The 24969-nt window shown below is 69.1% G+C and carries 24 protein-coding genes, 1 other RNA gene and 1 pseudogene; 14 read left to right on the forward strand and 12 right to left on the reverse strand.

Features of this window, described 5'->3' with window-relative positions; genetic code table 11:
• Positions 1–50: 50 nt before the first annotated feature.
• Positions 51–533, forward strand: coding sequence for an SsrA-binding protein SmpB (gene smpB, locus ACZ6YV_RS23475; RefSeq protein ID WP_101612637.1), 483 nt, complete (start codon positions 51–53; stop codon positions 531–533).
• Complete coding sequence (locus ACZ6YV_RS23480) at positions 530–1426, forward strand: amidohydrolase family protein (RefSeq protein WP_465511650.1); 897 nt, start codon at positions 530–532, stop codon at positions 1424–1426. Before smpB ends, ACZ6YV_RS23480 begins: the two co-directional genes overlap by 4 nt.
• Here ACZ6YV_RS23480 and ACZ6YV_RS23485 read toward each other — a convergent pair.
• From ACZ6YV_RS23485 to ACZ6YV_RS23505, 5 genes are all read right to left on the reverse strand, one after another.
• On the reverse strand, positions 1416–2741 hold the full coding sequence (locus tag ACZ6YV_RS23485; RefSeq protein ID WP_465511651.1) for an acyltransferase family protein: 1326 nt from the start codon (positions 2739–2741) through the stop codon (positions 1416–1418). The two genes, ACZ6YV_RS23480 and ACZ6YV_RS23485, sit on opposite strands and share 11 nt — an antisense overlap.
• A gap of 93 nt (positions 2742–2834) precedes the next feature.
• Positions 2835–3086 carry a hypothetical protein gene (locus ACZ6YV_RS23490; protein ID WP_465511652.1) on the reverse strand — a complete coding sequence of 84 codons (252 nt, stop codon included), beginning with the start codon at positions 3084–3086 and terminating at the stop codon, positions 2835–2837.
• An 81-nt stretch (positions 3087–3167) separates the two neighbouring features.
• On the reverse strand, positions 3168–3809 hold the full coding sequence (locus ACZ6YV_RS23495) for a response regulator transcription factor (RefSeq protein WP_378237523.1): 642 nt from the start codon (positions 3807–3809) through the stop codon (positions 3168–3170).
• 52 nt (positions 3810–3861) lie between these two features.
• Entirely contained in the window at positions 3862–5001 is a 1140-nt protein-coding gene (locus ACZ6YV_RS23500) for a sensor histidine kinase (protein WP_465511653.1), read from the reverse strand.
• Positions 4998–5693, reverse strand: coding sequence for a sensor domain-containing protein (locus tag ACZ6YV_RS23505; protein ID WP_465511654.1), 696 nt, complete (start codon positions 5691–5693; stop codon positions 4998–5000). The genes ACZ6YV_RS23500 and ACZ6YV_RS23505 overlap by 4 nt, the downstream gene beginning before the upstream one ends.
• Before the next feature lie 156 nt (positions 5694–5849).
• Between ACZ6YV_RS23505 and ssrA the strand changes: the two genes are divergently transcribed.
• The 4 genes from ssrA to ACZ6YV_RS23525 all read left to right on the forward strand — a co-directional run bounded on the left by ssrA (position 5850) and on the right by ACZ6YV_RS23525 (position 8885).
• Positions 5850–6222: a transfer-messenger RNA gene (gene ssrA / locus ACZ6YV_RS23510) on the forward strand.
• Between the two features lie 123 nt (positions 6223–6345).
• A complete protein-coding gene (locus ACZ6YV_RS23515; protein WP_465511655.1) occupies positions 6346–7371 on the forward strand; it encodes a type IV toxin-antitoxin system AbiEi family antitoxin in 1026 nt (341 codons plus the stop codon).
• Positions 7340–8137: a nucleotidyl transferase AbiEii/AbiGii toxin family protein gene (locus tag ACZ6YV_RS23520; RefSeq protein WP_465511656.1), complete on the forward strand. Its 798-nt coding sequence runs from the start codon at positions 7340–7342 to the stop codon at positions 8135–8137. Before ACZ6YV_RS23515 ends, ACZ6YV_RS23520 begins: the two co-directional genes overlap by 32 nt.
• A 532-nt stretch (positions 8138–8669) precedes the next feature.
• On the forward strand, positions 8670–8885 hold the full coding sequence (locus ACZ6YV_RS23525; protein WP_093936178.1) for a hypothetical protein: 216 nt from the start codon (positions 8670–8672) through the stop codon (positions 8883–8885).
• On the opposite strand, the gene ACZ6YV_RS23530 is transcribed toward ACZ6YV_RS23525, so the two are convergent.
• Entirely contained in the window at positions 8873–9658 is a 786-nt protein-coding gene (locus ACZ6YV_RS23530) for an IclR family transcriptional regulator (protein ID WP_378237519.1), read from the reverse strand. The genes ACZ6YV_RS23525 and ACZ6YV_RS23530 overlap by 13 nt on opposite strands.
• A gap of 348 nt (positions 9659–10006) precedes the next feature.
• Here ACZ6YV_RS23530 and hutH point away from each other — a divergent pair, with 348 nt between their 5' ends.
• From hutH to hutI, 5 genes are read left to right on the forward strand one after another with little or no spacing between them, the layout of a single operon-like run.
• A complete protein-coding gene (gene hutH, locus ACZ6YV_RS23535; protein WP_465511657.1) occupies positions 10007–11533 on the forward strand; it encodes a histidine ammonia-lyase in 1527 nt (508 codons plus the stop codon).
• Between the two features lie 4 nt (positions 11534–11537).
• Positions 11538–13190, forward strand: coding sequence for a urocanate hydratase (gene hutU, locus ACZ6YV_RS23540; protein WP_378237517.1), 1653 nt, complete (start codon positions 11538–11540; stop codon positions 13188–13190).
• Positions 13187–14383, forward strand: coding sequence for an allantoate amidohydrolase (locus ACZ6YV_RS23545; RefSeq protein WP_465511658.1), 1197 nt, complete (start codon positions 13187–13189; stop codon positions 14381–14383). Before hutU ends, ACZ6YV_RS23545 begins: the two co-directional genes overlap by 4 nt.
• Positions 14380–15684 carry a formimidoylglutamate deiminase gene (locus ACZ6YV_RS23550; RefSeq protein ID WP_465511659.1) on the forward strand — a complete coding sequence of 435 codons (1305 nt, stop codon included), beginning with the start codon at positions 14380–14382 and terminating at the stop codon, positions 15682–15684. Before ACZ6YV_RS23545 ends, ACZ6YV_RS23550 begins: the two co-directional genes overlap by 4 nt.
• The gene (gene hutI, locus ACZ6YV_RS23555) at positions 15672–16838 is read left to right on the forward strand and encodes an imidazolonepropionase (RefSeq protein ID WP_465511660.1); all 1167 of its coding nucleotides are present in this window, start codon (positions 15672–15674) and stop codon (positions 16836–16838) included. The genes ACZ6YV_RS23550 and hutI overlap by 13 nt, the downstream gene beginning before the upstream one ends.
• 25 nt (positions 16839–16863) lie before the next feature.
• Here hutI and ACZ6YV_RS23560 read toward each other — a convergent pair whose 3' ends face one another.
• Entirely contained in the window at positions 16864–17622 is a 759-nt protein-coding gene (locus ACZ6YV_RS23560) for a hypothetical protein (RefSeq protein WP_465511661.1), read from the reverse strand.
• Positions 17619–17828, reverse strand: coding sequence for a hypothetical protein (locus tag ACZ6YV_RS23565; RefSeq protein ID WP_378237511.1), 210 nt, complete (start codon positions 17826–17828; stop codon positions 17619–17621). Before ACZ6YV_RS23565 ends, ACZ6YV_RS23560 begins: the two co-directional genes overlap by 4 nt.
• Positions 17829–17935: 107 nt before the next feature.
• On the opposite strand from ACZ6YV_RS23565, the pseudogene ACZ6YV_RS23570 reads away from it, so the two are divergent.
• A pseudogene (locus tag ACZ6YV_RS23570) lies at positions 17936–19557 on the forward strand (sensor histidine kinase).
• A complete protein-coding gene (locus ACZ6YV_RS23575; RefSeq protein ID WP_465511662.1) occupies positions 19532–20206 on the forward strand; it encodes a response regulator transcription factor in 675 nt (224 codons plus the stop codon). Before ACZ6YV_RS23570 ends, ACZ6YV_RS23575 begins: the two are co-directional and overlap by 26 nt.
• On the opposite strand, the gene ACZ6YV_RS23580 is transcribed toward ACZ6YV_RS23575, so the two are convergent.
• A complete protein-coding gene (locus tag ACZ6YV_RS23580; protein WP_465511663.1) occupies positions 20151–21272 on the reverse strand; it encodes an FAD-dependent monooxygenase in 1122 nt (373 codons plus the stop codon). The two genes, ACZ6YV_RS23575 and ACZ6YV_RS23580, sit on opposite strands and share 56 nt — an antisense overlap.
• 43 nt (positions 21273–21315) lie before the next feature.
• Between ACZ6YV_RS23580 and ACZ6YV_RS23585 the strand changes: the two genes are divergently transcribed.
• Positions 21316–21861 carry a TetR/AcrR family transcriptional regulator gene (locus ACZ6YV_RS23585; RefSeq protein ID WP_465511664.1) on the forward strand — a complete coding sequence of 182 codons (546 nt, stop codon included), beginning with the start codon at positions 21316–21318 and terminating at the stop codon, positions 21859–21861.
• A gap of 338 nt (positions 21862–22199) precedes the next feature.
• On the opposite strand, the gene ACZ6YV_RS23590 is transcribed toward ACZ6YV_RS23585, so the two are convergent.
• From ACZ6YV_RS23590 to ACZ6YV_RS23600, 3 genes are read right to left on the reverse strand one after another with little or no spacing between them, the layout of a single operon-like run.
• The gene (locus ACZ6YV_RS23590; protein ID WP_465511665.1) at positions 22200–22946 is read right to left on the reverse strand and encodes an ABC transporter permease; all 747 of its coding nucleotides are present in this window, start codon (positions 22944–22946) and stop codon (positions 22200–22202) included.
• Positions 22943–23986 carry an alpha/beta hydrolase family protein gene (locus ACZ6YV_RS23595; protein WP_465511666.1) on the reverse strand — a complete coding sequence of 348 codons (1044 nt, stop codon included), beginning with the start codon at positions 23984–23986 and terminating at the stop codon, positions 22943–22945. Before ACZ6YV_RS23595 ends, ACZ6YV_RS23590 begins: the two co-directional genes overlap by 4 nt.
• Positions 23983–24900 carry an ABC transporter ATP-binding protein gene (locus ACZ6YV_RS23600; RefSeq protein WP_465511667.1) on the reverse strand — a complete coding sequence of 306 codons (918 nt, stop codon included), beginning with the start codon at positions 24898–24900 and terminating at the stop codon, positions 23983–23985. Before ACZ6YV_RS23600 ends, ACZ6YV_RS23595 begins: the two co-directional genes overlap by 4 nt.
• Positions 24901–24969: the final 69 nt, after the last annotated feature.

Below are 24969 nucleotides of genomic sequence, written 5' to 3' on the forward strand. Positions count from 1 at the left end.
GCCCCGATAACCACCTGCTCGAACACAGGAAATCACGTAGAGTCGCCGCTATGCCCAAGGAACGTGGACACAAGGTGATCGTGTCGAACCGCAAGGCTCGCCACGATTACTCCATCCTCGACACCTACGAAGCCGGTCTCGTGCTCGTCGGTACCGAGGTGAAGAGCCTGCGTGAAGGACGGGCATCACTGGCCGACGCGTTCGCCACGGTGGACGACGGCGAGGTGTGGCTGCGCAACGTGCACATCCCGGAGTACGTGCAGGGCACGTGGACGAACCACACGCCGCGCCGCACCCGGAAGCTGCTGCTGCACCGCCAGGAGATCGAGCGGCTCATCGGCAAGACCAAGGAGAGCGGGCTTTCCCTGGTCCCGCTGTCGATGTACTTCAAGGACGGCAAGGTCAAGGTCGAGATCGCGCTCGCCAAGGGCAAGAAGTCCTACGACAAGCGTCAGGACATCTCCAAACGCGACGCGGACCGCACCATCAGCCGGGCCTTGGGCCGGGCGCTGAAGGGCCGGTACAACGATTGATCCACGGACCTGCTTCGGACGCCGAGATCCCCGAGTGGATCTCGGCGCTGGGTATCGACGGGCTCGTGGACCTTCATCTGCACTTCCTGCCGAAGCCGGTCATGGACAAGGTGTGGGCCTATTTCGACCAGGCCGAGGAGCACTACGGCATGGCCTGGCCGGTGCACTACCGCACGTCGGAGGAAGAGCGGATCGAAACCCTGCGCTCGTTCGGCGTGCGCAAGTTCGCGCCGCTGGTCTATCCGCACAAACCGGGGATGGCCGAATGGCTGACCTCCTGGGCGCTGGAGTTCGCCGAACGTGTGCCGGACGCCGTCCCGACGGGAACGTTCTACCCCGAACCCTCCGCACTGTCCGTTGTGGACGGAGCGCTAAGGGCGGGCGCCCGCTGTTTCAAGGCGCACGTCCAGGTCGGCGCCTACGACCCGCGTGACGAGCTGCTGGACGGCGTCTGGGGCGCGCTGGCGGACGCGGGTGTCCCGGTGGTCGTCCACTGTGGACACGGTCCGTTGAAGGGCGCCTACACCGGGCTACGACTGTTCGAAGAGATCCTGGTCCGGCATCCCGGCCTGACACTGGTGCTCGCGCACGCGGGTATGCCGGAGATCGACTTCGCGTTCGAGCTGGCCCGGAAGTATCCGCGGGTGTACCTCGACACCACGATGGTCGGGGTCGACTTCACCCGGCGCGGCAACCCGCTCCCGCCGGACTGGACGGATCTGCTGGCGGAGTTCCCCGATCGCGTGGTGCTCGGCACCGACTTCCCCAACATCCCGTACTCCTACGCCACACAGCTGCAGGCGATCGCCGGCTGGGCAGCCGACGATCGCCTGGGTGAGCCTTTCCTGCGGGCGGTGCTGCACGACACCCCCGCGAAGCTGCTCAGCGTTTGAGCTGCGCCATCTCGGTGACCGAGAGCGCCCGGCCGAGCAGCCGCGTCCCCAGCTCCGAGACCGGGATCTGCTTGCCCGCCAGGAGGAAACCGCCGGTCGCCAGCGCCACCCACGGCACGGGACCCTGCGTGAGACCGTCGCTCAGCGGCGCGAAGCCGTGCGCGGCCAGTCCGAGCAGGCCGCCGGCGATCGCCAGCCCGGCCAGCACGAGCTGAGGCGTCTGCGCGGTCGAGGCCGGGCCGGAGGCCTGCGTTTCGAAGCGGGCGAAGAGCCGCAGGAGACCGAGGAGCACCAGCCCGCAGGCGCCGAGCCAGGCCGGGACCATCGTCAGCCACAGCACGGAACCCGGTTCGGGGGTCTCGTAACCCAGGCCGTAGACCGTGACACCGGAGACGACGATCAGCGCCGGCATGTGCCACAGGTAGACACTCATGAACCGCGGGCCGATCCACTTCAGGGCGGCGTCGAGGTTCGGACGGGCGGCCAGGGCGTTCAGCTGCGGTTTGAAGGCCAGCAGGAGCCCGATCTGGCCGATCGCGAGGAAGGCCAGCAGCACGGTGGGCGGGCTCATGTTCGAAACCGGGGCGCCCGGCATGCCGATCATGCTGGCCGGGTACGGGCCGAAGGCGACCATCAGCGCCGTGATGCCGAAACCGGCGCCCGCCATGCCCAGCGCGGCGTTGCGGCTCAGTGAGCCGAGGCGGCCCTGCGTGTAGTGGAAACCGAGCTGGTGCACGGCCATCCAGACGAAGATCGCGTTCGCGAAACCGATCAGGCCGAGGTCGTTGAAGCGGGCGACGTCGACGAGGACGGCCGCGGCCAGCATCACGAGCGGGACTTTCAGGCCCCAGCGGCGATGCGCGGCGGCCAGCATCGGGGTGAGCAGCACGGTGAGCACGTACACGGCCAGGAACCACAGCAGCTGGGCGGCGATCGCGCCGCCGACCTGCAGCGGCTGCTCCGGGATGCCCATCCCGCGCAGGATGTCCGGGACGAACAGCCAGACGGCCACCAGTGGCAGCACCGGGATCATCAGCCGCTTGAGGCGGGCCGCGAGCCAGGAGCGGGAACTTTCCGCGCGGCCCAAGGAGATCAGGTTCGCCGCGCCGCCTGCGAAGAACACGAGAGGCATTACTTGACTGAGCCAGGTGATGACCCACCAGCCGGGCGTCGCGAGGGCGTTCCCCGTGTTGAGGTGGCCGTCGGCGTAGGAGAGCACGGGCATGCCCCAGTGCTGGACGACGACCGCGAGGATCGCGACCGCTCGGACGATGTCCAGGAACCTGTCCCGGCCCTGTTTCTGGCTCGTGTGCATGGGAAGAAGCCTGGTGCTTTCCAGGCTCGGAAACAGCAGTGCGGGCCGCCGTATCGGTCTTCCGGTTTTCGCCCGCCGAAGGTGGAGTTTTCCCTACCCCACACCGTCGGGTTCGGGCTCCGGCCGCGGCGCGGGCTCCGGAACCTGGGCCTGGCACAGCCGGAACTCCCAGCAGTCGTCCTCGGCGCGGCCGAGTTCGTACCGGGTTTCGATCTTCGGCCCGTCGTGGAGATGGACGTGCTTGAGGACGGTGCCGGCGACCGGCTCGGTGTCACCGAGCTCCTGGACGCGTCCGTCGAGGGGCCCGCCGAAGAAGCGGACGCTGTGGGAGGTCCGGTCGGTCATAGGGCCTCCTCGGTTCGGCTCGTCACTCACTGACAGTCTGCCCATGTTAGGTGAGTGACGGCTTCGCCACCAAGAGCTACTTCAGCGTCCTAAGTAAGTGAGGACCGCGCGGACCCGGCGGTGTTCCACGGAACTCGCTTCGAGGCCGAGCTTCGAGAAGATGTTGCCGATGTGCTTCTCGACCGCGCCGTGCGAGACGACGAGAGAGTTCGCGATCGCGGTGTTCGACAAGCCCTGCGCCATCAGCCCCAGCACTTCGGACTCGCGGGCGGTGAGCGCGTCGAGAGGGTTCTTGCGGCCACGGGCCATCAGCTGCGCGATGACGTCCGGATCGATGGCCGTGCCACCACCGGCGACACGCTTGACCGCGTCGAGGAAGTCGCTGACGTCGGCGACGCGTTCCTTGAGCAGGTAACCGACTCCGCCCGCGCCGCCGGACAGCAGCTCGACGGCGTAGCTCTCCTCGACGTACTGGGAAAGCACGAGAACGGGAAGGCCGGGAACGGCCTCACGGGCTCCCAGCGCCGCGCGCAGGCCTTCGTCGGTGAAGGTGGGAGGCATCCGCACGTCGACGATCGCGAGATCCGGCCGGTGCTCCTTGACGGCGCCGAGCAGGTCGTCGCCGTTGTCCACGGCGGCGACGGTCTCGATGTTCTCGTCGGCGAGCAGGCGGATCACCCCCGCCCGCAACAGCACAGCGTCTTCGGCGATGACGACCCGCATCCTGCCCCCAGGTTCGTGAGTGAACGGCAGGGCCTATTCACTCACGAACGGGTCACCATTGACACGGCAGGTCCGCGCGAATCACCGTCGGGCCACCGGGCGGGCTGACGACGGTGATCACGCCGTCGATCGTGGCCGCCCGGTCGGCGAGCCCGGCGAGCCCGCCACCTGGCCGGACTTCGGCGCCGCCGTGCCCGTTGTCGGTGATCTCGACGATCACCATCGCGTCGGTGCGCCACACCTTCACGCCCGCTTCGGTCGCGCCCGAATGCTTCGCGATGTTCGTCAGCGTCTCGCCGACGATGAAGTACGCCGTCGTCTCGACCGCGGCGGGCGGTCGCGGTTCGACGTCCACCTCGACGTCGACGTGGATCGGCGACTTGGCGGCCTGCGCGGACAGCGCCGCGTCGAGGCCGCGGTCGCCGAGCACGGCCGGGTAGATGCCGCGGGCGAGGTCGCGCAGTTCCGACACCGCGAGCTTGGCGTCGAGGTGCGCTTCGTCGATCAGTTCGCGCACGGCGTCGGGGTCCTGGTCGAACTTCGACTTCGCGCGGCCCAGGCTCATCGCGACGGCGACCAGGCGCTGCTGGGCGCCGTCGTGCAGGTCGCGTTCGATGCGGCGGCGTTCGGCCTCGGCGGCGTCGACACCGCGAGCCCGCGACGCCTGCAGCCGCTCGGCCTTCTGCTCCAGCTTCTGGGTGCGGTTCGGGCCGAGCAGCGAGAACGCCAGGTTGCCGTGCAGCCAGCCGACCCACGGGGTCACCCAGATCGCCATCGGCAGCAGCACGATCGACGCGATCGCGATCGGGAGCTCCACGCAGGCCAGCGGGAACGCCAGCATCAGGTAGGCGAGGTCGCGCCAGGTCGTCGGGTCGGTCAGCCGGGTCAGCCAGCGCTTGACCAGCGAGAGCCCTTCGAGGGGGAGACGTTCGACCGGCTCCAGCGGAGTTTCGAGCATCTTCCGTGCCCAGCCCCGCTCGCGGTCGGCGGACCAGCGGATGAAGTTGGTCGTGGCCATGAGGATCGGGAAGCCGACCCACACCACCGCCGTCGCGATGCCGACCGACAGGCCCACGATGATCAAAACGAACTGGAGCAGCCGGAACAAGAAGCTGACGAACATGTAGACGATGGTCCGCAACGGCCGCGGCCGCGGAATCTGCACTTGCTGTACCTGCTGGTCGATCGTCATCCGCGCACCGTGCTCATCGTCGGAACCTCGCCCCATGAATCCTCCAGACGGCGACGCTGGGCATGGGTCGGCCCGAGCAGCGCCGTCGCCAGCCGGGCGTGCAGCCCCGCCAGCGCCTTCGTCAACGCTACCGAGAGCGCGACGCACAACACGCCGAGAGCCGCCCACGGCAGCGCCGAGACCGTCGAGTCGACGGTGAACCACGCGTTTTCCCAGGTCGGGAAGCGATACTCGCCATTCGGCAGGAAGCGGTAGTAGATCGGCAGGCCGGCGAGGCCGAGACTGGTCGACCAGAACACCGTGACCAGGACGAACTCGACGATTCCGAGCGGGAAGAGCACCAAGAAGTAGCTGAGGTCGCGCCAGGTCGAGCCGTCCCGCAGCCGTGCCTTCCAGCGCACGGACTGGCCGGCGGCGGGCAACGGGAGGTACGGCAGGTCGATGTAGCGGTCGAGCAGCGCGTACACCCTGGCACGCTCCATCCTGGCCGCCCCGCGGACCGACAGGATCACCAGCGCGAGGATCGGCAGCCCGATCCAGACGATCGCCGTGCCGATCCCCGCCCAGATGAACGCCATCAGGAGCGCGAACGCGCACACGCCCATCGGCAGGTTCATCAGCAGGTAGACCAGCGAGCCGCCGAACGACGGATCGGACCTGCTCAGCTCCCGCTCGGCCGCTAGCGAACTCATGGTCGTGCTCCTCTCCGAGGTCGATGGGACAAGCATCGTCTCCGGGAGGGGGCGGCGACATGGTGCCCGCGGGCATCCCGCAGGTGGGGCTAGCCCCACCTGCGGGATTAACCCGGTTGCCGACCGCGTTATGATGTAGAGGTTGTATCCCACCAAGGGGGTGAACGGTTTCGACTTTGGACGTTGAATCAGGAGAAGCGTGCCGGTGCAGGCGAGAGACCACCGTAAGCGTCATCGCAAACCAATAAGCGCCGAGCCTAAGAGCCAGCGCGAGTTCGCCCTTGCTGCCTAAGCAGTAGAGCAACTCTGTCGGTCCGGGGTCGCCTCCGACCCGGTCACCGGCATCAGCTAGGAGGCTTACCGTCACACTCGGCTACGGAGTGTGGTTGGGAATCAAACAGTGGCTGGGCTCGTCACTTCAGCTTGTTCGCGTGACTGAAGGGGCCAAGTAGAGACATAGCGGACTGCGCACGGAGAAGTCCTGGTGATACGCCAGAGGACCCGGGTTCAATTCCCGGCACCTCCACTGGTCGAACGGCGAGTGCTCGTACCGAGCACTCGCCGTTTCTCGTTTCTTGACCCGGCTGGGTTGCGGTGAAGGCGGCGACGTGTTCAAAATATGGTCATGTTCAATTCAAATGAACATCCAGGCTTGCTGAACGAGGGCTTGTCCGCCGAAGCGCGCTCTCGGCTCCAGGAGCTGGGGCTCCGGGTCGACGTGCTCGGAACCGAAGTACGGGCACAGGGGCATCAGGTGGATGCCCTCGTAAAGCTCACGACGGAATCCGGCGCTGCCCGGACCTACGGGGTCGAGATCAAGCAGCGGATGACCGCGGAACTGGCCACGGCGGTCCACTTCCCGTCGGCCCCACCGCCGTTGCTGTTCACCACGTACCTCAGTGAACCGGTCGCCGAGCGGCTGCGTGCCCGGAGGATCGACTACGTGGACACCGCGGGCAACGCCCACCTCGCCTGGGCTGACGTCCTGATCGATGTCCGGGGCCGTCGCAAGCCGGCCGTACCCGCAGGGCGCCCTTCGCCGCGAGGAGCGGGAGCTTTCGGCAGGGCAGGCCTTCAGGTCCTGTTCGTCCTCCTCAGCTGGCCGGAGACGGCCGCCTTTCCCTACCGTCGGTTGGCCGAGATGAGCGGTGCGTCGCTCGGTACGGTCAAGACGGTCATCGATGAGCTCGCCGGTGCCGGCTACCTGTACGAACGTGGGAACGAGCGGCGGCTTGCCCGCGGAGCCGAGCTGCTCGACCGATGGTCGGAGGCCTACTCGATCACCCTGGACGCCGCGCTGGCACTCGGCGACTTCGCCGCGGCCGACCTTTCGTGGTGGCGCAACGCGGAAGCCGATCTGCTTTCCCAGGGGGTCCAGGTGGGCGGGGAAGCCGGGGCGAGCCTGCTCGACTCGCATTTGCGGCCTGCCTCGCTCACCCTTTACGCCACCGGGCTGCCGGTGCGGCTCATCGGCCTGCATCGCCTGGCCCGGGCGGAAAACAAAGGCAACGTGTATTTCCGGACCCGGTTCTGGCGGGCACCTGAACCGGAGTCGTGGATCGTGCCGTCCCCTCTGATTTACGCGGACCTGTTGGCCTCGGGGGATCCGCGTCAGCGTGAACACGGAGACCGGATCAGGAGCGGCGATGATCGACTTAAGCGCATCGACCGAACCTGATCTCCTTCTCGCCGCGAGAGTGCCGGCCCGGGTGGATGCCATCGCCCGTGCCGTGGCGGTCGACTACCTCGTGGTCGGGGCGACGGCACGCACGATCCTGTCGATCGGGCTGGTCGGCGGCGTGCCTGAACGGGCCACCGAGGACATCGACATCGCCGCCGCGATGGGTACCTGGGACGACTTCGAACAGTTCGTGAGCCGGCTGGAACGGCACGGCGGGAGCGCGCATTCTTTTCTGGTGGAAGGCGTCGAGGTCGATGTACTGCCCTACGGCGGCATCGAGGACGAAGACCGGACCATCCTCTGGCCCGACGACCATCGCATGAATGTCCGCGGACTGAGCGAAGCCGTGGCGTCGGCCGAGTCGGTGCTCCTGCCGGGTGGACTCGTCATCAAGGTCCCCGCGGTGCCGGCGCTGGCTTTGCTCAAGCTGCTGACGTGGTGGGATCGGAGTGTCGAGACTACGCGCGACGCCATCGATCTCGGGACGATGATCGGCTGGTACTCATCGGGGCCGTACTTGGATCGGCTCTATGGCGAGGAACTCGAAATTCTCGAGCGGAACAGCTATGACCCTGCGCTTGCGGGAGCCTGGCTGCTCGGTTCGCACATGCCCGGTCTGCTGGATCCCGAGGGGATCGCGGTACTGCTCGGCATAGTCGGCGACGACGATGTGCTGGGCCGGTTGGCCAACGATGCTCGCCTCCCCCGTGGGCCGGACCTCGTAGGCGCGCTTGCTGACGGCGTCAAGGAAGCGGTTTCCTGAGCGCGATGGACGTAGGCTCGGGCCATGTGGCTTCCTGTGCATCAATGGGGCTGCTCCTCTTCAGCTCGTCGGAGGACCCTCGCGAGGTTTTCGACGCGTTCTTCCCGTTCGTGGGTGCGCCGCTGCCCATCTGGTGCCGGGAACCTCGCGGCGCGGCGTCCCCACGCCCTGATCGGGATTCGATCGCCGGGAGCCGTGAAATCGCCGCTCGATGTGCTGGCCGCGGCGGATTTCTGATGCTCGCGATCATCGCCGGACTACGAGGCCATCGCCGCCGCGATCACGGAGGAGGACCGGTGCCGCCTGCGGCATCGTCGTGGGGATGGAGCATTTGGTGGCAGACACGAGTGCGCCGTTCAATACCTGAATCGAGTCCTACTTGAATCACGGAGAGTAGCAAAATCTAGATCATTTTCGTCTCAATTCACCCGCGCCGGGAACTGCCGCGGGGTGGGATGTCATGCTGAGTGTCCGACCATGGCCCTCTATCGAAACGACCCCGAGTCGACGGAGGGCCGGAAGAAGGTGGCAGATGACCTGGGCTAGGCATTCCAGTCGTCCCGACCCCGCTGAAGACCAGAGCCGGATGGCCGGTGTGCGTGCGGAAGAAGAAGTCCGCCTCACCCTGCAGAACGGCAGAGCCGCAAGGACCGTCGCCGGGCACGCCTCGGACGCCATCGACTGTGCGGAACTGCTGGCCATGCTCGGGCTCGAGGGAGTCCAGAAGAAGCACGTTCAGCGCACCTGACCCCCGATCCTCGTGGTCAGTTCGGCCGCGGTCAGGCGGACCTCTTCGGCCAGTTCAGGCCAAGTTTCCTCGCAACCCTCAGCCCCCGGGCAGAGGTGGCGGAGGGTCACGCTGATCGCGGCCATCGGCCGGCCGCCGTGGTCGAAGACCGGGCAGGCCACCGAGGCGAATCCTTCGGTGACATGGCCGTCTTCGACCGCCCAGCCGAGCCTGCCCTCCGCGTTCAGTGTGCGGCGCAGTTCGGCGAGGGTGCGCGGGCCGCGGCCGGTGCGCAGGACGAACGCCGACGCCGCCGGGAAGAGCGCGCGCACGTGCGGCGACGGCAGGTGCCTCAGCATCGCCCTGCCTGATGCCGTCAGCTGACCCGGCAGCCGGACACCGACCTCGGTGACCAGGGTTTCCGGGCGCGTGGGGCGCTCTTTGACCAGGTAGAGCGACTCGTTGCCGTGCAGCACGCCGAGATGCGCGGTGTGGCCGACGCGGTCGGCGAGCTTGCGCAGCAGCGGGACCGCGAGCCGTTCCAGCGGATCGTGCCGCAGGTAGGCCGAGCCGAGCTCGAACGCGGCGATCCCGAGGCCGTACCGGCGCTCGGCGGGCAGATGCGCCACGAAACCGGCGGCCTCCAGCTCGGCGAGCAGGTGATACGTCGTCGAACGCGGGAGGCCGAGTTCGCGCGCGATCGCGGCCGCCGACACCGGGCCCGGCCGGGCGGCGAGGGCGCGAAGGATGCCGAGGCCGCGTCGCAGAGCTGGGACTTCGCTGCTCTCACCCATGCAGACCTCCTGTTCGCCCGGACCCCGGGGGAGCAGGGGACCTTTGCTCTCACTTCTCTCAATGTCGAGACAAGTGAGAGCAAAGGTCCCCTGCTCTCTTTTTGCGGTTCAGTGCGGTGACCGTGTGGATTTCTGGTCATCTGACGCACCAAAATCCACACAGTCAGTGCCCATCGCTACGCGGAGTACAGGGTGTGTGGATTTAGGGACACTCAACGTCCCTAAATCCACACACCCCCCTCGCGATAGCAAAGGTCCCTTGCTCCCCTCCAGGGTAGGTCTTGGATACCAGACACAACCACCGGTTGGGGCCGCCCACCAGCGGGCATGGCGTTGTCCAATGGGGCTATGCCGGAAACCGTACTTCTGGGGTCCGAACCGCTTCGGCCCGAACAGGTCGTCGCGGTCGCCCGTGACCACTCGCCCGTCGCGGTCAGCGAAGCGGCCGAGAAGAACCTCGCCGCGACGCGTCAGCACATCGACAACCTCGCCCACGCCGAGACGCCGACGTACGGCGTTTCGACGGGCTTCGGTGCGCTCGCCACCAGGCACATCCCGCTCGAGCGCCGTACCGCGCTGCAGCGGTCCCTGATCCGTTCGCACGCGGCGGGCGCGGGCCCGGTCGTCGAGATCGAGGTCGTGCGCGCGCTGATGCTGTTGCGTCTCCGCACCCTCACCAGCGGGTACACCGGCGTCCGCCCGGGGACCGCGCAAGCGCTTGCGGCCCTGCTCAACGCCGGGATCACCCCGCTCGTCCACGAGTACGGCTCCCTCGGCTGCTCCGGCGACCTCGCGCCGTTGGCCGCTGTCGCGCTCGCGCTGATGGGGGAGGGCGAAGTCGCGTACAACGGCGAAGTCGTCCAGGCCGCTGTAGCGCTGAAGCATGCCGGGATCGAGCCTGTCGTTCTCGCGGAGAAGGAGGGCCTCGCCCTCACGAACGGGACCGACGGCATGCTCGGCATGCTCCTGCTGGCCGCCGCCGACCTGCGCAGGCTTTTCGACACCGCCGACATCACCGCCGCGATGAGCGTCGAAGCGCTCCTCGGCACCGATCGCGCCTTCGCCGCCGACCTCCAGGCTCTGCGCCCGCACCCCGGACAGGCCCGAAGCGCCCACCGCATGTGGACCGCGCTTCAGGACTCGAAGATCGTCGAGAGCCACCGCGGACCGGACTGCAACCGGGTCCAGGACGCCTACTCGCTCCGCTGCTCGCCCCAGGTGCACGGCGGCGCACGGGACAGCCTCACGCACGCGGAACTCGTCGCCGAGCGTGAGCTCCACTCCGCCGTCGACAACCCGGTAGTGTTGCCCGACGGCCGCGTCGAGTCCAACGGCAACTTCCACGGCGCCCCGGTCGCGTACGTGCTCGACTTCCTCGCCATCCCGCTCGCGGACGTCGCGAGCATCGCCGAGCGCCGCACCGACCGCATGCTCGACAAGGCCCGTTCGCACGGCCTGCCGCCGTTCCTCGCGTTCGACCCCGGCGTCGATTCCGGCCACATGATCGCCCAGTACACGCAGGCCGCCGTGGTCAGCGAGCTCAAGCGCCTCGCGGTGCCGGCGTCGGTCGATTCGATCCCGAGCAGCGCCATGCAGGAGGACCACGTCTCCATGGGCTGGTCCGCCGCGCGCAAGCTGCGCAAGGCCGTCGAGGGGCTCAACACCGTCCTCGCCATCGAACTGCTCACCGCCGCGCGGGCACTCGACATGCGCGCGCCCCTGGTCCCGTCGCCGGTCACCGGCCGGGTCCGGGATCTCGTCCGCACCAAGGTCGAGGGCCCCGGCCCCGACCGTCATCTGGCGCCGGAGATCGCCGCCGCCGAAGAACTCGTCGCGTCGGGTGCCGTCCTCGCCGCGGCCCAACTGGAGGTCTGAGCCCATGACCCGCACGGTCCGTGCCGCCCGAGGCACCACGCTCACCGCGAAGAACTGGCAGACCGAAGCCGCGTTGCGGATGTTCCACAACAACCTCGACCCCGAGGTCGCCGAGCGCCCGGAAGACCTGGTCGTCTACGGCGGTACCGGCAAGGCCGCCCGCAACTGGGCCAGCTTCGACGCGATCACCCGCGAGCTGACCACTTTGGACAGTGACGAGACGTTGCTCGTCCAGTCCGGCAAGCCGGTCGGCGTGTTCCGCACGCACGAATGGGCGCCGCGCGTGCTCATCGCGAACTCCAACCTCGTCGGCGACTGGGCGACGTGGCCGGAATTCCGCCGTCTCGAAGCGCAGGGCCTGACCATGTACGGCCAGATGACCGCGGGGTCCTGGATCTACATCGGCACGCAGGGAATCCTGCAGGGCACTTACGAGACCTTCGCCGCCGTCGCGAAGAAGCGGTTCGGAGGCACCCTCAAGGGCACGCTCACCGTCACGGCGGGCCTCGGTGGCATGGGCGGCGCGCAGCCGCTGGCCGTCACGATGAACGACGGTGTCGCGCTCGTCATCGAATGCGACCCGCAGCGTGCCCACCGCCGCGTCGAGACTCGCTACCTCGACGAGGTCGCCGACGACCTCGACGACGCGATCCGCCGCGTGGAAGCCGCCAAGAAGGAGAAGCGCGCGCTGTCCGTCGGTGTGGTCGGCAACGCCGCCGAGGTGCTGCCCGAACTGCTGCGCCGCGGCGTCGAAGTCGACATCGTCACCGACCAGACCTCCGCGCACGACCCGCTTTCCTACCTGCCCAAGGGCATCGGCGTCGACGAGTGGCAGGACTACGCGGACAAGAAGCCCGACGAGTTCACCGAGCGGGCCCGTGAGTCGATGGCGGAGCACGTCGAAGCGATGCTCGGCTTCCTCGACAAGGGCGCCGAGGTCTTCGACTACGGCAACTCCCTGCGGGGAGAGGCGAAACTCGGCGGCTGTGAGCGCGCGTTCGACTTCCCGGGGTTCGTGCCCGCCTACATCCGCCCGCTGTTCTGCGAGGGCAACGGCCCGTTCCGCTGGGCGGCGCTGTCGGGTGACCCCGAGGACATCGCGGCCACCGACCGCGCGATGCTGGAACTGTTCCCGGAGAACGAATCCCTCGCGCGCTGGATCAAACTGGCAGGCGAGCGCGTCGCCTTCCAAGGGCTTCCGTCGCGGATCTGCTGGCTCGGCTACGGCGAGCGGCACCTCGCGGGCCTGCGGTTCAACGAAATGGTCGCCAGCGGCGAACTGAAGGCGCCTGTCGTCATCGGCCGCGACCACCTCGACTCGGGAAGTGTCGCTTCGCCGTACCGCGAGACCGAGGGCATGGCCGACGGCTCCGACGCGATCGCCGACTGGCCGTTGCTGAACGCGCTGGTCAACACCTCCTCGGGCGCCAGCTGGGTGTCGATCCACCACGGCGGCGGCGTCGGCATGGGCCGCTCCATCCACGCGGGCCAGGTCAGCGTGGCCGACGGAACCCTGCTGGCCGCGCAGAAACTCGAGCGCGTCCTCACCAACGACCCGGGCATGGGCGTCATCCGGCACGTCGACGCCGGTTACGACAGCGCCGCCGAGGTCGCCGACGAGCGCGGCGTGCGCGTGCCCATGCGGGACGCCGAGTGACCGCGTCCTCGCTGCTGGCGGAGATCTCGGACGTCGGCCGCGACCCGAAGCGCGGCGGCTACTCCCGTCACGCCTTCGACGCGGCCGAAACCGAGCTGCGCGCGTGGTTCGTCGAACGCGCCGGACGGCTGGGGCTGGGCGTCGAGACCGACCGCAACGGCAACATCTGGGCCTGGTGGGGTACGCCCGGTGCGGACGCCGTCGTCACCGGGAGCCACCTCGACTCGGTTCCCGGCGGTGGCGCCTTCGACGGCCCGCTCGGCGTCGCGAGCGCGCTCGACGCGGTGGAAATCCTGCAGGACAAGGGATTCCGCCCCGCCAAGCCGTTCGCCGTCGTGGTCTTCGCGGAAGAGGAAGGCGGCCGCTTCGGCGTGCCGTGCCTCGGTTCGCGGCTGCTGACCGGGACCATCGACGCGGACAAAGCACGCGGACTGCGTGACCCGGAAGGTGTCACTTTCGCCGAAGCGGCGGCGAAATCCGGCCTCGATGCCGAGCACGTCGGCCGGGACTCCGAGCGCCTCGGCCTGATCGGACGGTTCCTCGAACTGCACGTCGAGCAGGGGCGAGGGCTGATCGACCTCGGCTCGCCGGTCGCCGTCGGCAACACGGTCATCGCGCACGGCCGATGGCGTTTCTCCTTCCAGGGCCAGGGAAACCACGCCGGCGCGACCTTGATCGGCGACCGCCGTGACCCGATGATCCCGGCGGCCGAGACCGTCCTCGCCGTGCGGAAACTGGCCAGGGCGACAGCCGACGCCAGGGCGACGGTCGGCAGGCTGGTGCCGGTGCCGGGCGGGACCAACGTCATCGCGTCCACTGTGGACCTTTGGCTGGACGCGCGGGTGCCGGGCACGGATACGCCCGAACTGGTCGCGGAGATCGCGAAGCTGGCCGAAGAAGCCGCTGGTCAGGAGGGCTGCCGGGTCGAGGTGACCAGGGAGTCTTACTCGGACGACGTCATCTTCGACGACGCGCTGCGCCGCGACCTGGGTACCTGGCTGGGCGGGCCGCCGGAGCTGCCGACCGGGGCCGGGCACGACGCGGCGATCCTCGCCGGATTCGTCCCGTCCGGGATGCTCTATGTGCGTAATCCAACCGGGATCAGTCATTCCCCGGAGGAGTTCTCCGAGGCCGACGACGTCGACCACGGTGCCCGTGCGCTCGCGGATGTCCTGGAAAAACTGTCGACATGACGACATATTGGTGCGAGCGGGCCTGGCTGCCGGACGGGATCGCCGATGCCGTCCGGATCGAGGTCGGCGGCGGGAAGATCACTTCCGTGGCCGCGAACGCGCCCAGCGAAGGAACCGTCCTGAATGGACTGACCTTGCCGGGCTTCGCCAACGGTCACTCGCACGCGTTCCATCGCGCGCTGCGCGGCCGGACGCATCATGACCGCGGGACCTTCTGGACGTGGCGCGAGCGGATGTACTCGCTCGCGTCGCGGCTGGAGCCGGACTCGTATTACCGCCTGGCGCGCGGGGTCTACGCCGAGATGGTGCTGGCCGGGTATACGAGTGTCGGCGAGTTCCACTACCTGCACCACGCGCCGGGCGGAAAGCCTTACGCCGAGCCGAACGCGATGGGCGAGGCGCTGCGGCAGGCCGCCGCGGACGCCGGGATCCGGCTCACTCTCCTCGACACGTGCTACCTGGCGGGCGGCATCGGCCTGGAACCCGACGAGGTGCAGCAGCGGTTCTCCGACGGTTCCGCTACGAACTGGGCGCAACGAGTCGGCGAACTGCGTGAAGGGGAGACGTTCCGGGTGGGCGGCGCGATCCATTCGGTGCGTGCCGTTCCCGAAGATCAACTGTCCGAAGTGGACAGCGGGACGCCCGAGGATCGGCCGCTGCACATCCACCTTTCCGAGCAGCGGGCCGAGAACGAGCAGTGCATGGCGGCCTATCACTGGACTCCGACGGGGCTGCTCTGGGACAACGGCGTACTCACCGAACGGCTCACCGCTGTGCACGCGACGCACCTGACAGCGGGCGACGTCAAATGGCTCGGTGAGGCGCGAAGCCGTGCATGCTTCTGCCCGACGACCGAGCGGGATCTCGGCGACGGGATCGGCCCGGCGCGGACGTTGCTGGACGCGGGGGTGCGGCTGTCCCTCGGCAGCGACAGCAACGCGGTCGTCGACGCGTTCGAGGAGACCCGGGCGCTGGAACTGAACGAGCGGCTCGCCAGCGAGCGGCGCGGCCGGTTCACCGCGGAGGAACTGCTCGCGGCGGCGACGGATCACGGCGCCGTCGGCTGGGACGAGGTCGGCGAACTGGCTCCGGGCGCGGGCGCGGACCTGGTAACGGTCGGCCTGGGTTCGGTGCGGACCGCCGGGATCGAGCCGTCGGGGGTCGTCTTCGCCGCTTCCGGCGCGGACGTCCGGGACGTCGTCGTCGCCGGTCGTGAGATCGTCCGCGACGGCGTGCATCAGCTGATCGACCGGCCGGAAACGGTCTTGGCCAAGGAGATCGAGGCATTGTGGCAGTCCTGATCACGGGTATCGGCGAGCTCACCACGAACGACGCCGAGCTGGGCAAACTCCGCGACGCGGCCGTCGTCATCGAGGGCGAAAAGATCGCGTGGGTGGGCTCGGCGGCGGACGCGCCCGACGCGGACGAGAGGATCGACGTCGAGGGCCGCGCGGTGCTGCCCGGCTGGGTGGACAGCCACACGCACCTCGTCTTCGCCGGGGACCGGACGGCCGAGTTCGAGGCGCGGATGGCCGGGAAGGCGTACAGCGCCGGGGGCATCGCGGTCACCGTCGACGCGACGCGGTCGGCTTCCGACGAGCAGCTGGCGGCGAACCTGCGGCGTCACGTAGACGAAGCGGCGAAGCAGGGCACGACGTGCCTGGAGACGAAGACCGGGTACGGGCTCAACGTCGAAGACGAGGTGCGTTCGGCACGGATCGCCGCCGGTGTGGCCGACGAGGTCACGTTCCTCGGCGCGCACCTGGTGCCGCCGGGCGCGGACGCGGAGTCCTATGTGGACCTGGTGTGCGGCGACATGCTCGACGCCGTGGCGCCGATCGTGCGGTGGGCGGACGTGTTCTGCGAGACCGGCGCGTTCGACGAGGCGCAGTCCGGGCGGGTGCTGAAGGCGGCGCGGGAACGCGGCCTCGGGCTGCGGGTGCACGGGAACCAGCTGGGGGAGGGGCCCGGCGTGCGGCTCGCCGTCGAGCTGGGGGCGGCGAGTGTCGACCACTGCACGTACCTGAGCGAAGCGGACGTCGAGGCCCTCGCCGCTTCGGACACTGTCGCGACCCTGCTGCCCGCGTGCGACCTTTCGACCAGGCAGCCGTTGGCGCCGGCGCGGCGGCTGCTGGACGCGGGGGCGACGGTCGCGCTGGCCAGCAACGCGAACCCGGGCAGCTCGTACACGACGTCGATGGCGTTCTGCGTCACGACCGCGGTGCTGCAGATGCGGATGACGATCGACGAAGCGGTGTGGTCGGCGACGGCGGGCGGCGCTCGCGCGCTACGGCGCGACGATGTCGGCTTCGTGCGGCCAGGGGCGCGAGCCGACCTTCAGGTGCTGGAGGCGCCTTCGGCGACACACCTCGCGTACCGGCCCGGGGTGCCGCTGACGGCCGCTGTTTGGCGGCGCGGAGAGCTGCTGACCAGCGGTTTCGCGTCAAAGCGATAGCAAAGGTCCCTTGCTCCCCCTGCGGTCAGGAGGCTTGGTCGAGGGTCTCTTCGACGCGTTCGCGCAGCGCGGGCGGGAGTTCGCCGAGCAGGTGGGACCACTGCGCGACTCGCTTCTCGCTCAGGTGGGTGAGCAAGTCGAGCACCGGCGCCCACAGGTCCTCGTCGGCGGCCGCGACCTGCAGGAGGCCGCGGAACCGGGCTTCGGAGAGCAGCCCGAGGACGTGATCGATCCGGCTCTTGTCGTCGAGGACGAACGCGATCCGGATCAGCGCCTCGTCGCCGATGACGCCGAGGGCCCGGCGCACCGTCGGATCGGGCAGGTGGCCGACGAACCGGCCGACGGTGATCCAGTCCTCGCGGCGCACCAGTTCCCCGGCGACCGCGACGACGGTGTCGAGCGGGATGCGCGCGATGATCGCGCTCGCCCGGCGCGGGTCCAGTTCGGCCGCGACGTCGGACAGGAACTGCGGCTTCAGCCGCTTCGCGACGTCGACGCCCCTGGAGGCGTCCACGAGCCCGGCGATCCGCGCGCACAGAAGCGGGCCGAAGACCTTCTCGGCGATCTTCGCGAGGATCGGGCTCGGGACAAGCTTGCTCGCCATCGCCATCCGCTCGAGGGCGGCGAGGTTGGCGTCGAACAGCGTGTCCGTGACCTGCTCGCGGAACGCCTGAAGCTCCGTCGCGTCCACGCTCTCCAGGTAGGAGAGCCGTTCGGGGGCGGTGCCGAGGACGCGGGCGAGTTTGAGGATCTCCGCCTGCGAAGCGAAGTTTTCGGTGGTCACAGGCCCACTACCTTGCGGATGGTGCCGCGCAGAAGCGCGGGTACGTACCTCAGGCCCTCTTCGCCCGCTTCGGCCAAGGCTTTGGCCTGGCGGTGGCGCGCATCGCGCAACGCGTCGGAGAGGTCCTGTTTTTCGTTGTCGGCCAGCGCTTCGATGCCTGCCGGGACAGGACCGCCTAGCTGGCCGGTGAGTGTGCGCTCGGCCATGGTCGATCATCATGCCTCATGAATCCGGCGGAGACCCGATGATCGGGGGACCTTTACTTTCGTCCATGGCGGACCGTTCGGCGCGACTTGTAGCGTCCAAGCCTGTGATGGACGTTGAGGAACCCGTGCGGCGCGGGCGGCGGCTGGTCATGGACGTCGCCTTGTGGCTCGGGCTCTGCGGCTGGGTGGTCATCGACGCCGGGTCCAGCACGCGGCCGTGGGAACTGGTCGCCGGGCTCACCGCGACCACCGCCGCGATCGCGGTTTCGCGCCGGTATCCGCTGGTCTCACTCGGGATCGCGATGGTCGCCAGCTTCGTCGTCATGGGCAGCTTCGGCGGCCGGGTGCCGATCTGGGAAGGGTTCGTCCTGGTCGCGGTGAGCTACCTCGCCGGGTACCGGCAGCCGGTCGCGAAGCCGATGTTGCGCCTCTTCACCGTCGTTTCCGTGATCGCGGTCCCCGTCGCGCTGGTGTGGAGCAAGGACGGGTTCGCGTCCTGGGGTGCCCTGCTCGGTGTCCTGGTCTTCGCGTCGGTGACGCCGTGGCTGATGGGCCGGTACATCCGGCAACGCGAGGACATGGCGCGCGACGGCTGGCGCCGCGCCGAGGAGATGGAGAGCCGCCAGCGGCTCGTCGCCGACCGCGCGCGGCTGCGCGAGCGCACCCGGATCGCGAGCGACATGCACGACTCGCTGGGGCACGAGCTGAGTCTCATCGCGGTGCGCGCGGCGGCGCTGGAGGTCGCGGGCGGGCTCGACGAGCCTCAGCGGCAGGCCGCGGGCGAGCTGCGGCAGAGCGCCGCGACAGCGACCGAGCGGCTGCGCGAGATCATCGGGGTACTGCGCGAGGACGACGCGCCGACCGAACCGGTGCACGAGAGCATCGACGACCTGCTCGACCGCACCCGCGCCTCCGGCGTGCTGATCGATTCCTCCGTGGACGGCCCGGTGGACGGTGAGCCGCGGATGGTCGACCGCGCCGCGTATCGCGTGGTCCAGGAATCGGTCACGAACGTGGTGAAGCACGCTCCCGGTGCCGCCGTCACCGTCCGCGTCGTGCGTTCGGCGGGACGGACGGACGTCGTGGTCACCAACGCCGCGCCTCCCGCGGGGCCGCTGCCGGGAAGGACTTCGGGCAAACGCGGGCTGATCGGCCTTCGCGAGCGGGTCCGGCTGGTCGGCGGGACGCTGCGGGCGGGCCCCCACGGCGGCGGATTCGAGGTCAGCGCGACTTTGCCGCACGACGCGGCGCCCTCGGAGGAATCGCCGGAGAGCCAGGCAGCGATGGACGCCGAGGTGGGGCAGTCGGTTTCGGCCAGGGAACTGGAACGCGCCCGCCGCGACGTTCGGCGCAGCCTGATCCAGGCGGTCGTCGTGCCGATCGGGCTCTTCGGCGTGGTGGTCGCCATCAGCGGGAGCGTGTTCCTCGTCCAGTGGTACGGCTCCGTGCTCGCAGGTGCGGACTACGAGCGCATTTCGCCGGGTCAGACGAGGGAGGAGATCGCGCGTGTCCTGCCCGGCGGGCAGCGGATCGCGCGGCCGCGTCAGGTGGAGCCGCCGGTGCCCGCCGGGGCGATATGCGAGTACTACGGCACCGAGCGCACCGTGTTCAACTTGAACTACGAGGCCTACCGGCTGTGCTTCACCGCCGGGAAACTCGTGTCGAAGGACTTGATCAGTGAAGACGAGTAAAGGGGGACCCGGATGATCCGGGTGGTGCTGGCCGATGACGAGGCGATGATCCGCGCCGGAGTGTCGGCGATCCTGGCGGCGGACGCCGGGATCGAAGTGGTCGCGGAGGCCGAGAACGGCAGTGCCGCCATCGAGCAGGCGCGCGCGACCAGGCCGGATGTCGTGCTGCTCGACATCCGGATGCCGGTCATGGACGGGCTGAAGGCCGCCGAGGAGATCCGGCGGCTGCTGCCCGAGATCGGCGTGATCATGCTGACCACGTTCGGCGAGGACGCCTACATCGAGCGCGCGCTGGGCCTCGGCGCGAGCGGATTCCTGCTGAAATCCGGTGATCCCCGCGAACTGCTCGCGGGGATCCACGCTGTCGCCGGTGGAGCGGCCTTCCTCTCGCCGAAGGTCGCGCAGCGGGTCATCGCCCGGTTCTCCGGCAACCAGGTGTCCCGTGCCGAAGAGGCGAAGACGCTGATCGGCAAGCTGACGCCGCGTGAGCAGGAAGTGCTGGCACTCCTGGGTTCCGGACTGTCCAATGCGGACATCGCGGCGAAGCTGTTCGTCGTCGAGGGCACGGTGAAGGCTTACGTGAGCACCATCCTCAACCGGCTCGGCGCGCGGAACCGGGTGCAGGCGGCGATCACGGCGTACGAGGCGGGACTGGTCGGCGGGGAACGGGAGGAGTCCAGCCGCTGACGCCGGCGCCGATGCGGGCGGTGAGCGTGCCGGGGAGCAGGCGGAACACGCCGTTGCGGACGGCCACGGCGAGCGGGTTCCGCAGCTGTGGCCCGATTTTCCCGGCCTGGATCGAGGCTTTGACCACGCCCTGGCTGCGCGGGCGGCGCTGTTCGTCGTAGCTCTTCAGCGCCGCGTCGACGTCTTCGGTGGTGCTGAGCGCGGCGGCGAGCACGACCCCGTCTTCGATCGCCTGGCAACCGCCCTGGCCGAGGAAGGGAGGCATCGCGTGGGCCGCGTCGCCGAGAAGGGCGACGCGGCCCTTCACGTATGAGGGCAGGGGAGTGCCGAGCAGGTGGAGATCGTGGTGGAGCAGCGTCTCGGGCGTTGTCGCGTCGATGAGCTCGGGAATGGGTGCGTGCCAGCCGCCGAAGCGCTCCTTTAGGTACGACTTCGGGTCTTCGTGCCGGATTCCGGCTTCGGTGACGTAGCTGGCCCACCAGTAGACGCGGCCGTCGTGCAACGGGATGACGCCGATCTCGGCGCCGTCGTCCCAGCTCGTGCTGAGCTCGACAGGGTGGGGGAGGGTGGTCACCGCTCGGAAGGCCGTGCTGCCGCTGTAAACCGGTTCGGGATGCCACGGCCACAGCTGCTTCCGGACGCCGCTGTGGATTCCGTCGGCGGCGACGATGACGTCCGCGTCGAGATCGTCGAGGCCGGTGACCTCCGTGCCGGTGCGGACGCGGCCCGCGGGCAGCGCGTCGCGGAGTGCGCCGATCAGGTCGGCGCGGTGGATGGCGGCGAGCGGACGGCCGTGGTGACGGCGGAACGCCTCGGCGTCCCACCGGGTGATGCGGCGGCCTTCACGGTCGTGGAGCCCGCCTGACGACTGTTCCTGCAGGGTGGCGAGGTGGATGTCCAGTGTTTCGAGTGAGCGCAGGGCGTTCGGCCACAGGGAGATGCCGGCGCCGGCGGCGGTGAGTTCCGGGGCTCGTTCCAGGACGGTGACCTCCCAGCCGATGCCGTGCAGCCCGATGGCCGCTGTCAGTCCGCCGATTCCTCCGCCGACCACGATCGCTTTGCGCATGTCGACCTCCTCTACATGTGTAGAGTACTACTACACTTGTAGAGTGCGAAAGGCGACGATCGGGGACGCGGCCATCGAAGTGATCGCGGCCGAAGGAATGCGGGGGCTGACGCATCGCGCGGTCGACAAGTTCGCCGGGCTGCCGTCGGGTTCGACCTCGTACTACGCGCGGACGCGGGCCGCGCTGCTGGAACTCGCGATCTCGCGGATGGTCGAACTCGACGACGTCACGCTCGATCCGCCGCCCGGCGGACTGGCCGAGTACGTGGCGGGGTTCGCCCACGCGGCGATCACGGGCGGGCGGACGCGGATGCTCGCGCGGTACGAATTCGCGCTGGAGGCGACGCGGCGGTCGGAGCTGCGCGAGGCCTACGACCGCGGGGGGCTGGTCATCCGGCGGCGGTGTGCCGAGGTGCTGGCCGACCGCGGCTCGGCGGAGCCGGAGCGGCACGCGCGGGTGCTCGTCGCTTGGCTGGACGGGACGATCTTCGACGCGATCGCCGGGACGGGGTCGCTGCGGCCGCCGGATCTCGCGGAGCTGACGCGGGGGGCACGGGAGGTGCTGGCGGGGCTCGGGGTGGCGGGGTAGCGGGGGACCTTTGGTATCGCGTGAGGCGCTGACCTGCGGAAAGAGAGCAAGGGACCTTTGCTCTCGCCGGGGGCTTTCGCGTGACTGGAGGGACGGCTCGTGTGAGCAGATGGACGACACGTGTGTCCAGGCGGACGACTCGCTGCGAGATCTGGCCGCGCGCATGTCGTGAAGGGTCCCTTTGAGACGCTCAACGTCCTGAAGGGCCCCTTTGAGACAAGCGTTCTGGCCTCAGCCGACCTCGTCTAGGGGGCTGACCTGCGGAAAGAGCAAGGGACCTTTGCTCTCGCTTCTCTCAATGTTGAGACAAGCGAGAGCAAAGGTCCCTTGCTACCCCCTCAGGCGTCGCGGCGCCGGAGGACGGTGGAGCCGGCGGCGAGACCGGCCGCCGCCCAAGCCGTACAGAGCGCGATGCCGACCCAGGGCGCGTAGGGCGCGACGCCGCCGAAGATGGGGTTCGGCTCCCCTGAAGTGATCATCGCGTTGACACCCGCGAAGCCGGGGAAGTAGTTCACGAGGTCTTCGCCACCCAGCGAACCGGCGAACATCGGGATCATCACCAGCAGCACGAACGCCGTCACGAGCGTCCCCGCCGTGCTCCGCAGCGCCGTCCCCAGGCCGAGACACAGCAGGCCCAGCAGGGCGAAGTAGCCGCCCATGCCCGCCGCGGTGGTGAGGACGTCGCCCACCGACGAATCCCTCGCCGGGATCAGCGGCGCCGAGATCGCCACGCCGACGAGCGTGTTCAGGACGCCGTAGCCGAACAGCACCGGCACCAGGACGGCGGACTTCGCGGCGAGAACCCGGTTCCGCGCCGGGACCCACTGCAGGGTCGAGCGGATGCTGCCGCTGGCGTATTCGCTCGTGATGAACAGCGCCGCCAGCGCGACGACGGCGAACTGCGTGAGGTAGAAGGCCGCCCCGGTCACCACGGCGTGCGGGGCCATCGAGCGTTCGACGCCCGCGTTCGCGGCCAGGCCCACCGCGCCGGAGTAGGCGAGCATCAGCAGGACGCCGCTGATCAGGCACCACCAGGTCGACCGGACCGACCAGAACTTCGTCCATTCCGAGGAGACCGCGTTCATCGTGCGCTCCACTTCTTGAAGAAGCCGGTCAGCTCGTCGCGGAAGAACTTCAGCGCCTTCACCGAATCGATCGAGCCGTACTGGTTCTCGACCTCGGCCGGCGGGATGTGCGGCCGCAGGCCCAGCTGGTCGACCAGGATCGCCGCGTCGGTCACCGACGAGTGACCACTGTCCTTGACCAGGAAGTCCTTCTTCGGCCCGGTGAGCCGCGGCCAGGTCGCCGTCCAGGAATCGCGGTAGTACTTCTCGCCGGTCGGGCTGGTCAGCAGCAGGAACGGCCGGTCGAGCGAAACGGTGCCGAAGAACGGGCCGTCGACGTTCACGCCCGCCTTGATCCGCGGATCGGCGACCATCGAAGCGGCTGTCGCCGAGCCTCCGGCGGAGTGACCGGCCATCCCGATCTTCCCGGCGTCGATCGACCAGCGCCGGTCCCTCAGCAGGGTGTCGACGACGAACGAGGTGTCGATCGCGCGGTTCGCGATCGCGGCGGGCCACGGGTCGGGCTGCTGTCCACAAGCGACACACTGACGCAGCCCGTCGGGGAACTCGGTCGCCCAGGCTTCGTAGGCATGATCGACCCCGGCGACCACGAAACCTTGTGAGGCAAGGTGTTCCGCCACCGAGGTCAGGGTGATCCGGTTGTTGCCCGCGCCCGGCGACAGCACCACCAGAGGACGTCGTCCGGGCAGGGTAGGCGCGTTCTCCCGCGAGTGGACCCGCACCTTGCTCAGCGTGTCCGGCGGCAGGTCGAGTTTCCGCCCGGCGACCGCCGCCGCGGACTCCGCTTTGGTCATGTACAAGGGCGCGCGCCCGATCGGGACAGCCGGGTACCAGACGTTGACCATCAGCTCGCGCCGCTTCTCGGGCACCCAGGGATCGGCTCGTTGCTGATCGGTGAGGTGCAGCGTGCGCAGCCCGATCGGGAGCGGGCCACCCGGCGCGGGCAGCGACAAAGCCGGTGCCGCCGGTGCGGCCGACGCGACAGCCGGCGCACCCAGCAGGCCCGCGATCACCGCTGCCGAGACCATGAGTGACTTCATGCCGCGACTCCCGTTCCGTATTCGACCGACGAAGCGGTCAGTTCCATGTAGGCCTGTTCGAGTGAGGCGGTCCGCTCCGCCAGTTCGTGCACGCGGATCCCGAGTTCGTGCACGGTGTCGCCGACGCGGTGCACGGGAAGGTCGTGCACGAGCAGTTCGTCCCGGTCGGTTTCCGTGGTCGCGCCGAGGGCACGGAGACGCTGTTCGAGCGCCCGCAGTTCGACGGGAACGGGCACCCGCACCGCGACCGAAGTCCGCGAATTACCCGCGATGAATTCGTCGACCGGCGCGTCGGCCAGCAGTTTTCCCTTGCCGATGATGACCAGTCTGTCCGCGGTCAGCTGCATTTCGCTCATCAGATGGCTCGACACGAACACCGTGCGGCCCTCCGCGGCGAGCGACCGCATCAGGTGCCGTACCCAGCGGACGCCGTCGGGGTCGAGGCCGTTGACCGGCTCGTCGAACATCAGCACGCGCGGGTCGCCCAGCAGCGCGCCCGCGATGCCGAGCCGCTGCCCCATGCCGAGGGAGAACGTCCCGGCGCGTTTGCCCGCGACGTCGGTGAGCCCGACAGTCGCGAGCACCTCGTCCACCCGGCTGTCCGGGATCCCGTTGCTGCGCGCCATCGCCAGGAGATGCTTGCCCGCGCTCCGGCCGGGGTGCAGTGCCTTGGCCTCCAGCAGCGCGCCGACCTCGCGCAGCGGGTGCCGCAGGTCCGCGTACTTCGTGCCGTCGATGTGGACCTCGCCCGCGCTCGGCGTGTCGAGCCCGAGCGTCATCCGCATGGTCGTCGACTTGCCCGCACCGTTGGGACCGAGGAAGCCGGTCACCTTGCCCGGCTCGACGGCGAAGGTCAGCCCGTCGACCACCGTCTTCTCGCCGTAGCGCTTCGTGAGTCCTCGAAGCGTGATCATCCGCGTCCTCCTTCGTGGTCCTTTGAGTCTTCAATGAGGAGGCCCCCGCGGACATTGACCCGAAGTCAT

This window comes from Amycolatopsis sp. NPDC102522, assembly GCF_055584485.1.

Excerpts from the sequence above, each read along its gene's own strand:
- ACZ6YV_RS23600 (WP_465511667.1), bottom strand. The coding sequence starts at position 24,900 with ATGATCACGCTTCGAGGACTCACGAAGCGCTACGGCGAGAAGACGGTG.
- ACZ6YV_RS23565 (WP_378237511.1), bottom strand. The coding sequence starts at position 17,828 with ATGGCCGAGCGCACACTCACCGGCCAGCTAGGCGGTCCTGTCCCGGCA.
- ACZ6YV_RS23550 (WP_465511659.1), top strand. The coding sequence starts at position 14,380 with ATGACGACATATTGGTGCGAGCGGGCCTGGCTGCCGGACGGGATCGCC.
- ACZ6YV_RS23590 (WP_465511665.1), bottom strand. The coding sequence starts at position 22,946 with ATGAACGCGGTCTCCTCGGAATGGACGAAGTTCTGGTCGGTCCGGTCG.
- ACZ6YV_RS23525 (WP_093936178.1), top strand. The coding sequence starts at position 8,670 with ATGACCTGGGCTAGGCATTCCAGTCGTCCCGACCCCGCTGAAGACCAG.
- ACZ6YV_RS23490 (WP_465511652.1), bottom strand. The coding sequence starts at position 3,086 with ATGACCGACCGGACCTCCCACAGCGTCCGCTTCTTCGGCGGGCCCCTC.
- ACZ6YV_RS23505 (WP_465511654.1), bottom strand. The coding sequence starts at position 5,693 with ATGAGTTCGCTAGCGGCCGAGCGGGAGCTGAGCAGGTCCGATCCGTCG.
- smpB (WP_101612637.1), top strand. The coding sequence starts at position 51 with ATGCCCAAGGAACGTGGACACAAGGTGATCGTGTCGAACCGCAAGGCT.
- ACZ6YV_RS23595 (WP_465511666.1), bottom strand. The coding sequence starts at position 23,986 with ATGAAGTCACTCATGGTCTCGGCAGCGGTGATCGCGGGCCTGCTGGGT.
- ACZ6YV_RS23520 (WP_465511656.1), top strand. The coding sequence starts at position 7,340 with ATGATCGACTTAAGCGCATCGACCGAACCTGATCTCCTTCTCGCCGCG.
- hutU (WP_378237517.1), top strand. The coding sequence starts at position 11,538 with ATGACCCGCACGGTCCGTGCCGCCCGAGGCACCACGCTCACCGCGAAG.
- ACZ6YV_RS23575 (WP_465511662.1), top strand. The coding sequence starts at position 19,532 with ATGATCCGGGTGGTGCTGGCCGATGACGAGGCGATGATCCGCGCCGGA.
- hutH (WP_465511657.1), top strand. The coding sequence starts at position 10,007 with ATGCCGGAAACCGTACTTCTGGGGTCCGAACCGCTTCGGCCCGAACAG.
- ACZ6YV_RS23530 (WP_378237519.1), bottom strand. The coding sequence starts at position 9,658 with ATGGGTGAGAGCAGCGAAGTCCCAGCTCTGCGACGCGGCCTCGGCATC.
- ACZ6YV_RS23495 (WP_378237523.1), bottom strand. The coding sequence starts at position 3,809 with ATGCGGGTCGTCATCGCCGAAGACGCTGTGCTGTTGCGGGCGGGGGTG.
- ACZ6YV_RS23580 (WP_465511663.1), bottom strand. The coding sequence starts at position 21,272 with ATGCGCAAAGCGATCGTGGTCGGCGGAGGAATCGGCGGACTGACAGCG.
- ACZ6YV_RS23485 (WP_465511651.1), bottom strand. The coding sequence starts at position 2,741 with ATGCACACGAGCCAGAAACAGGGCCGGGACAGGTTCCTGGACATCGTC.
- ACZ6YV_RS23500 (WP_465511653.1), bottom strand. The coding sequence starts at position 5,001 with ATGACGATCGACCAGCAGGTACAGCAAGTGCAGATTCCGCGGCCGCGG.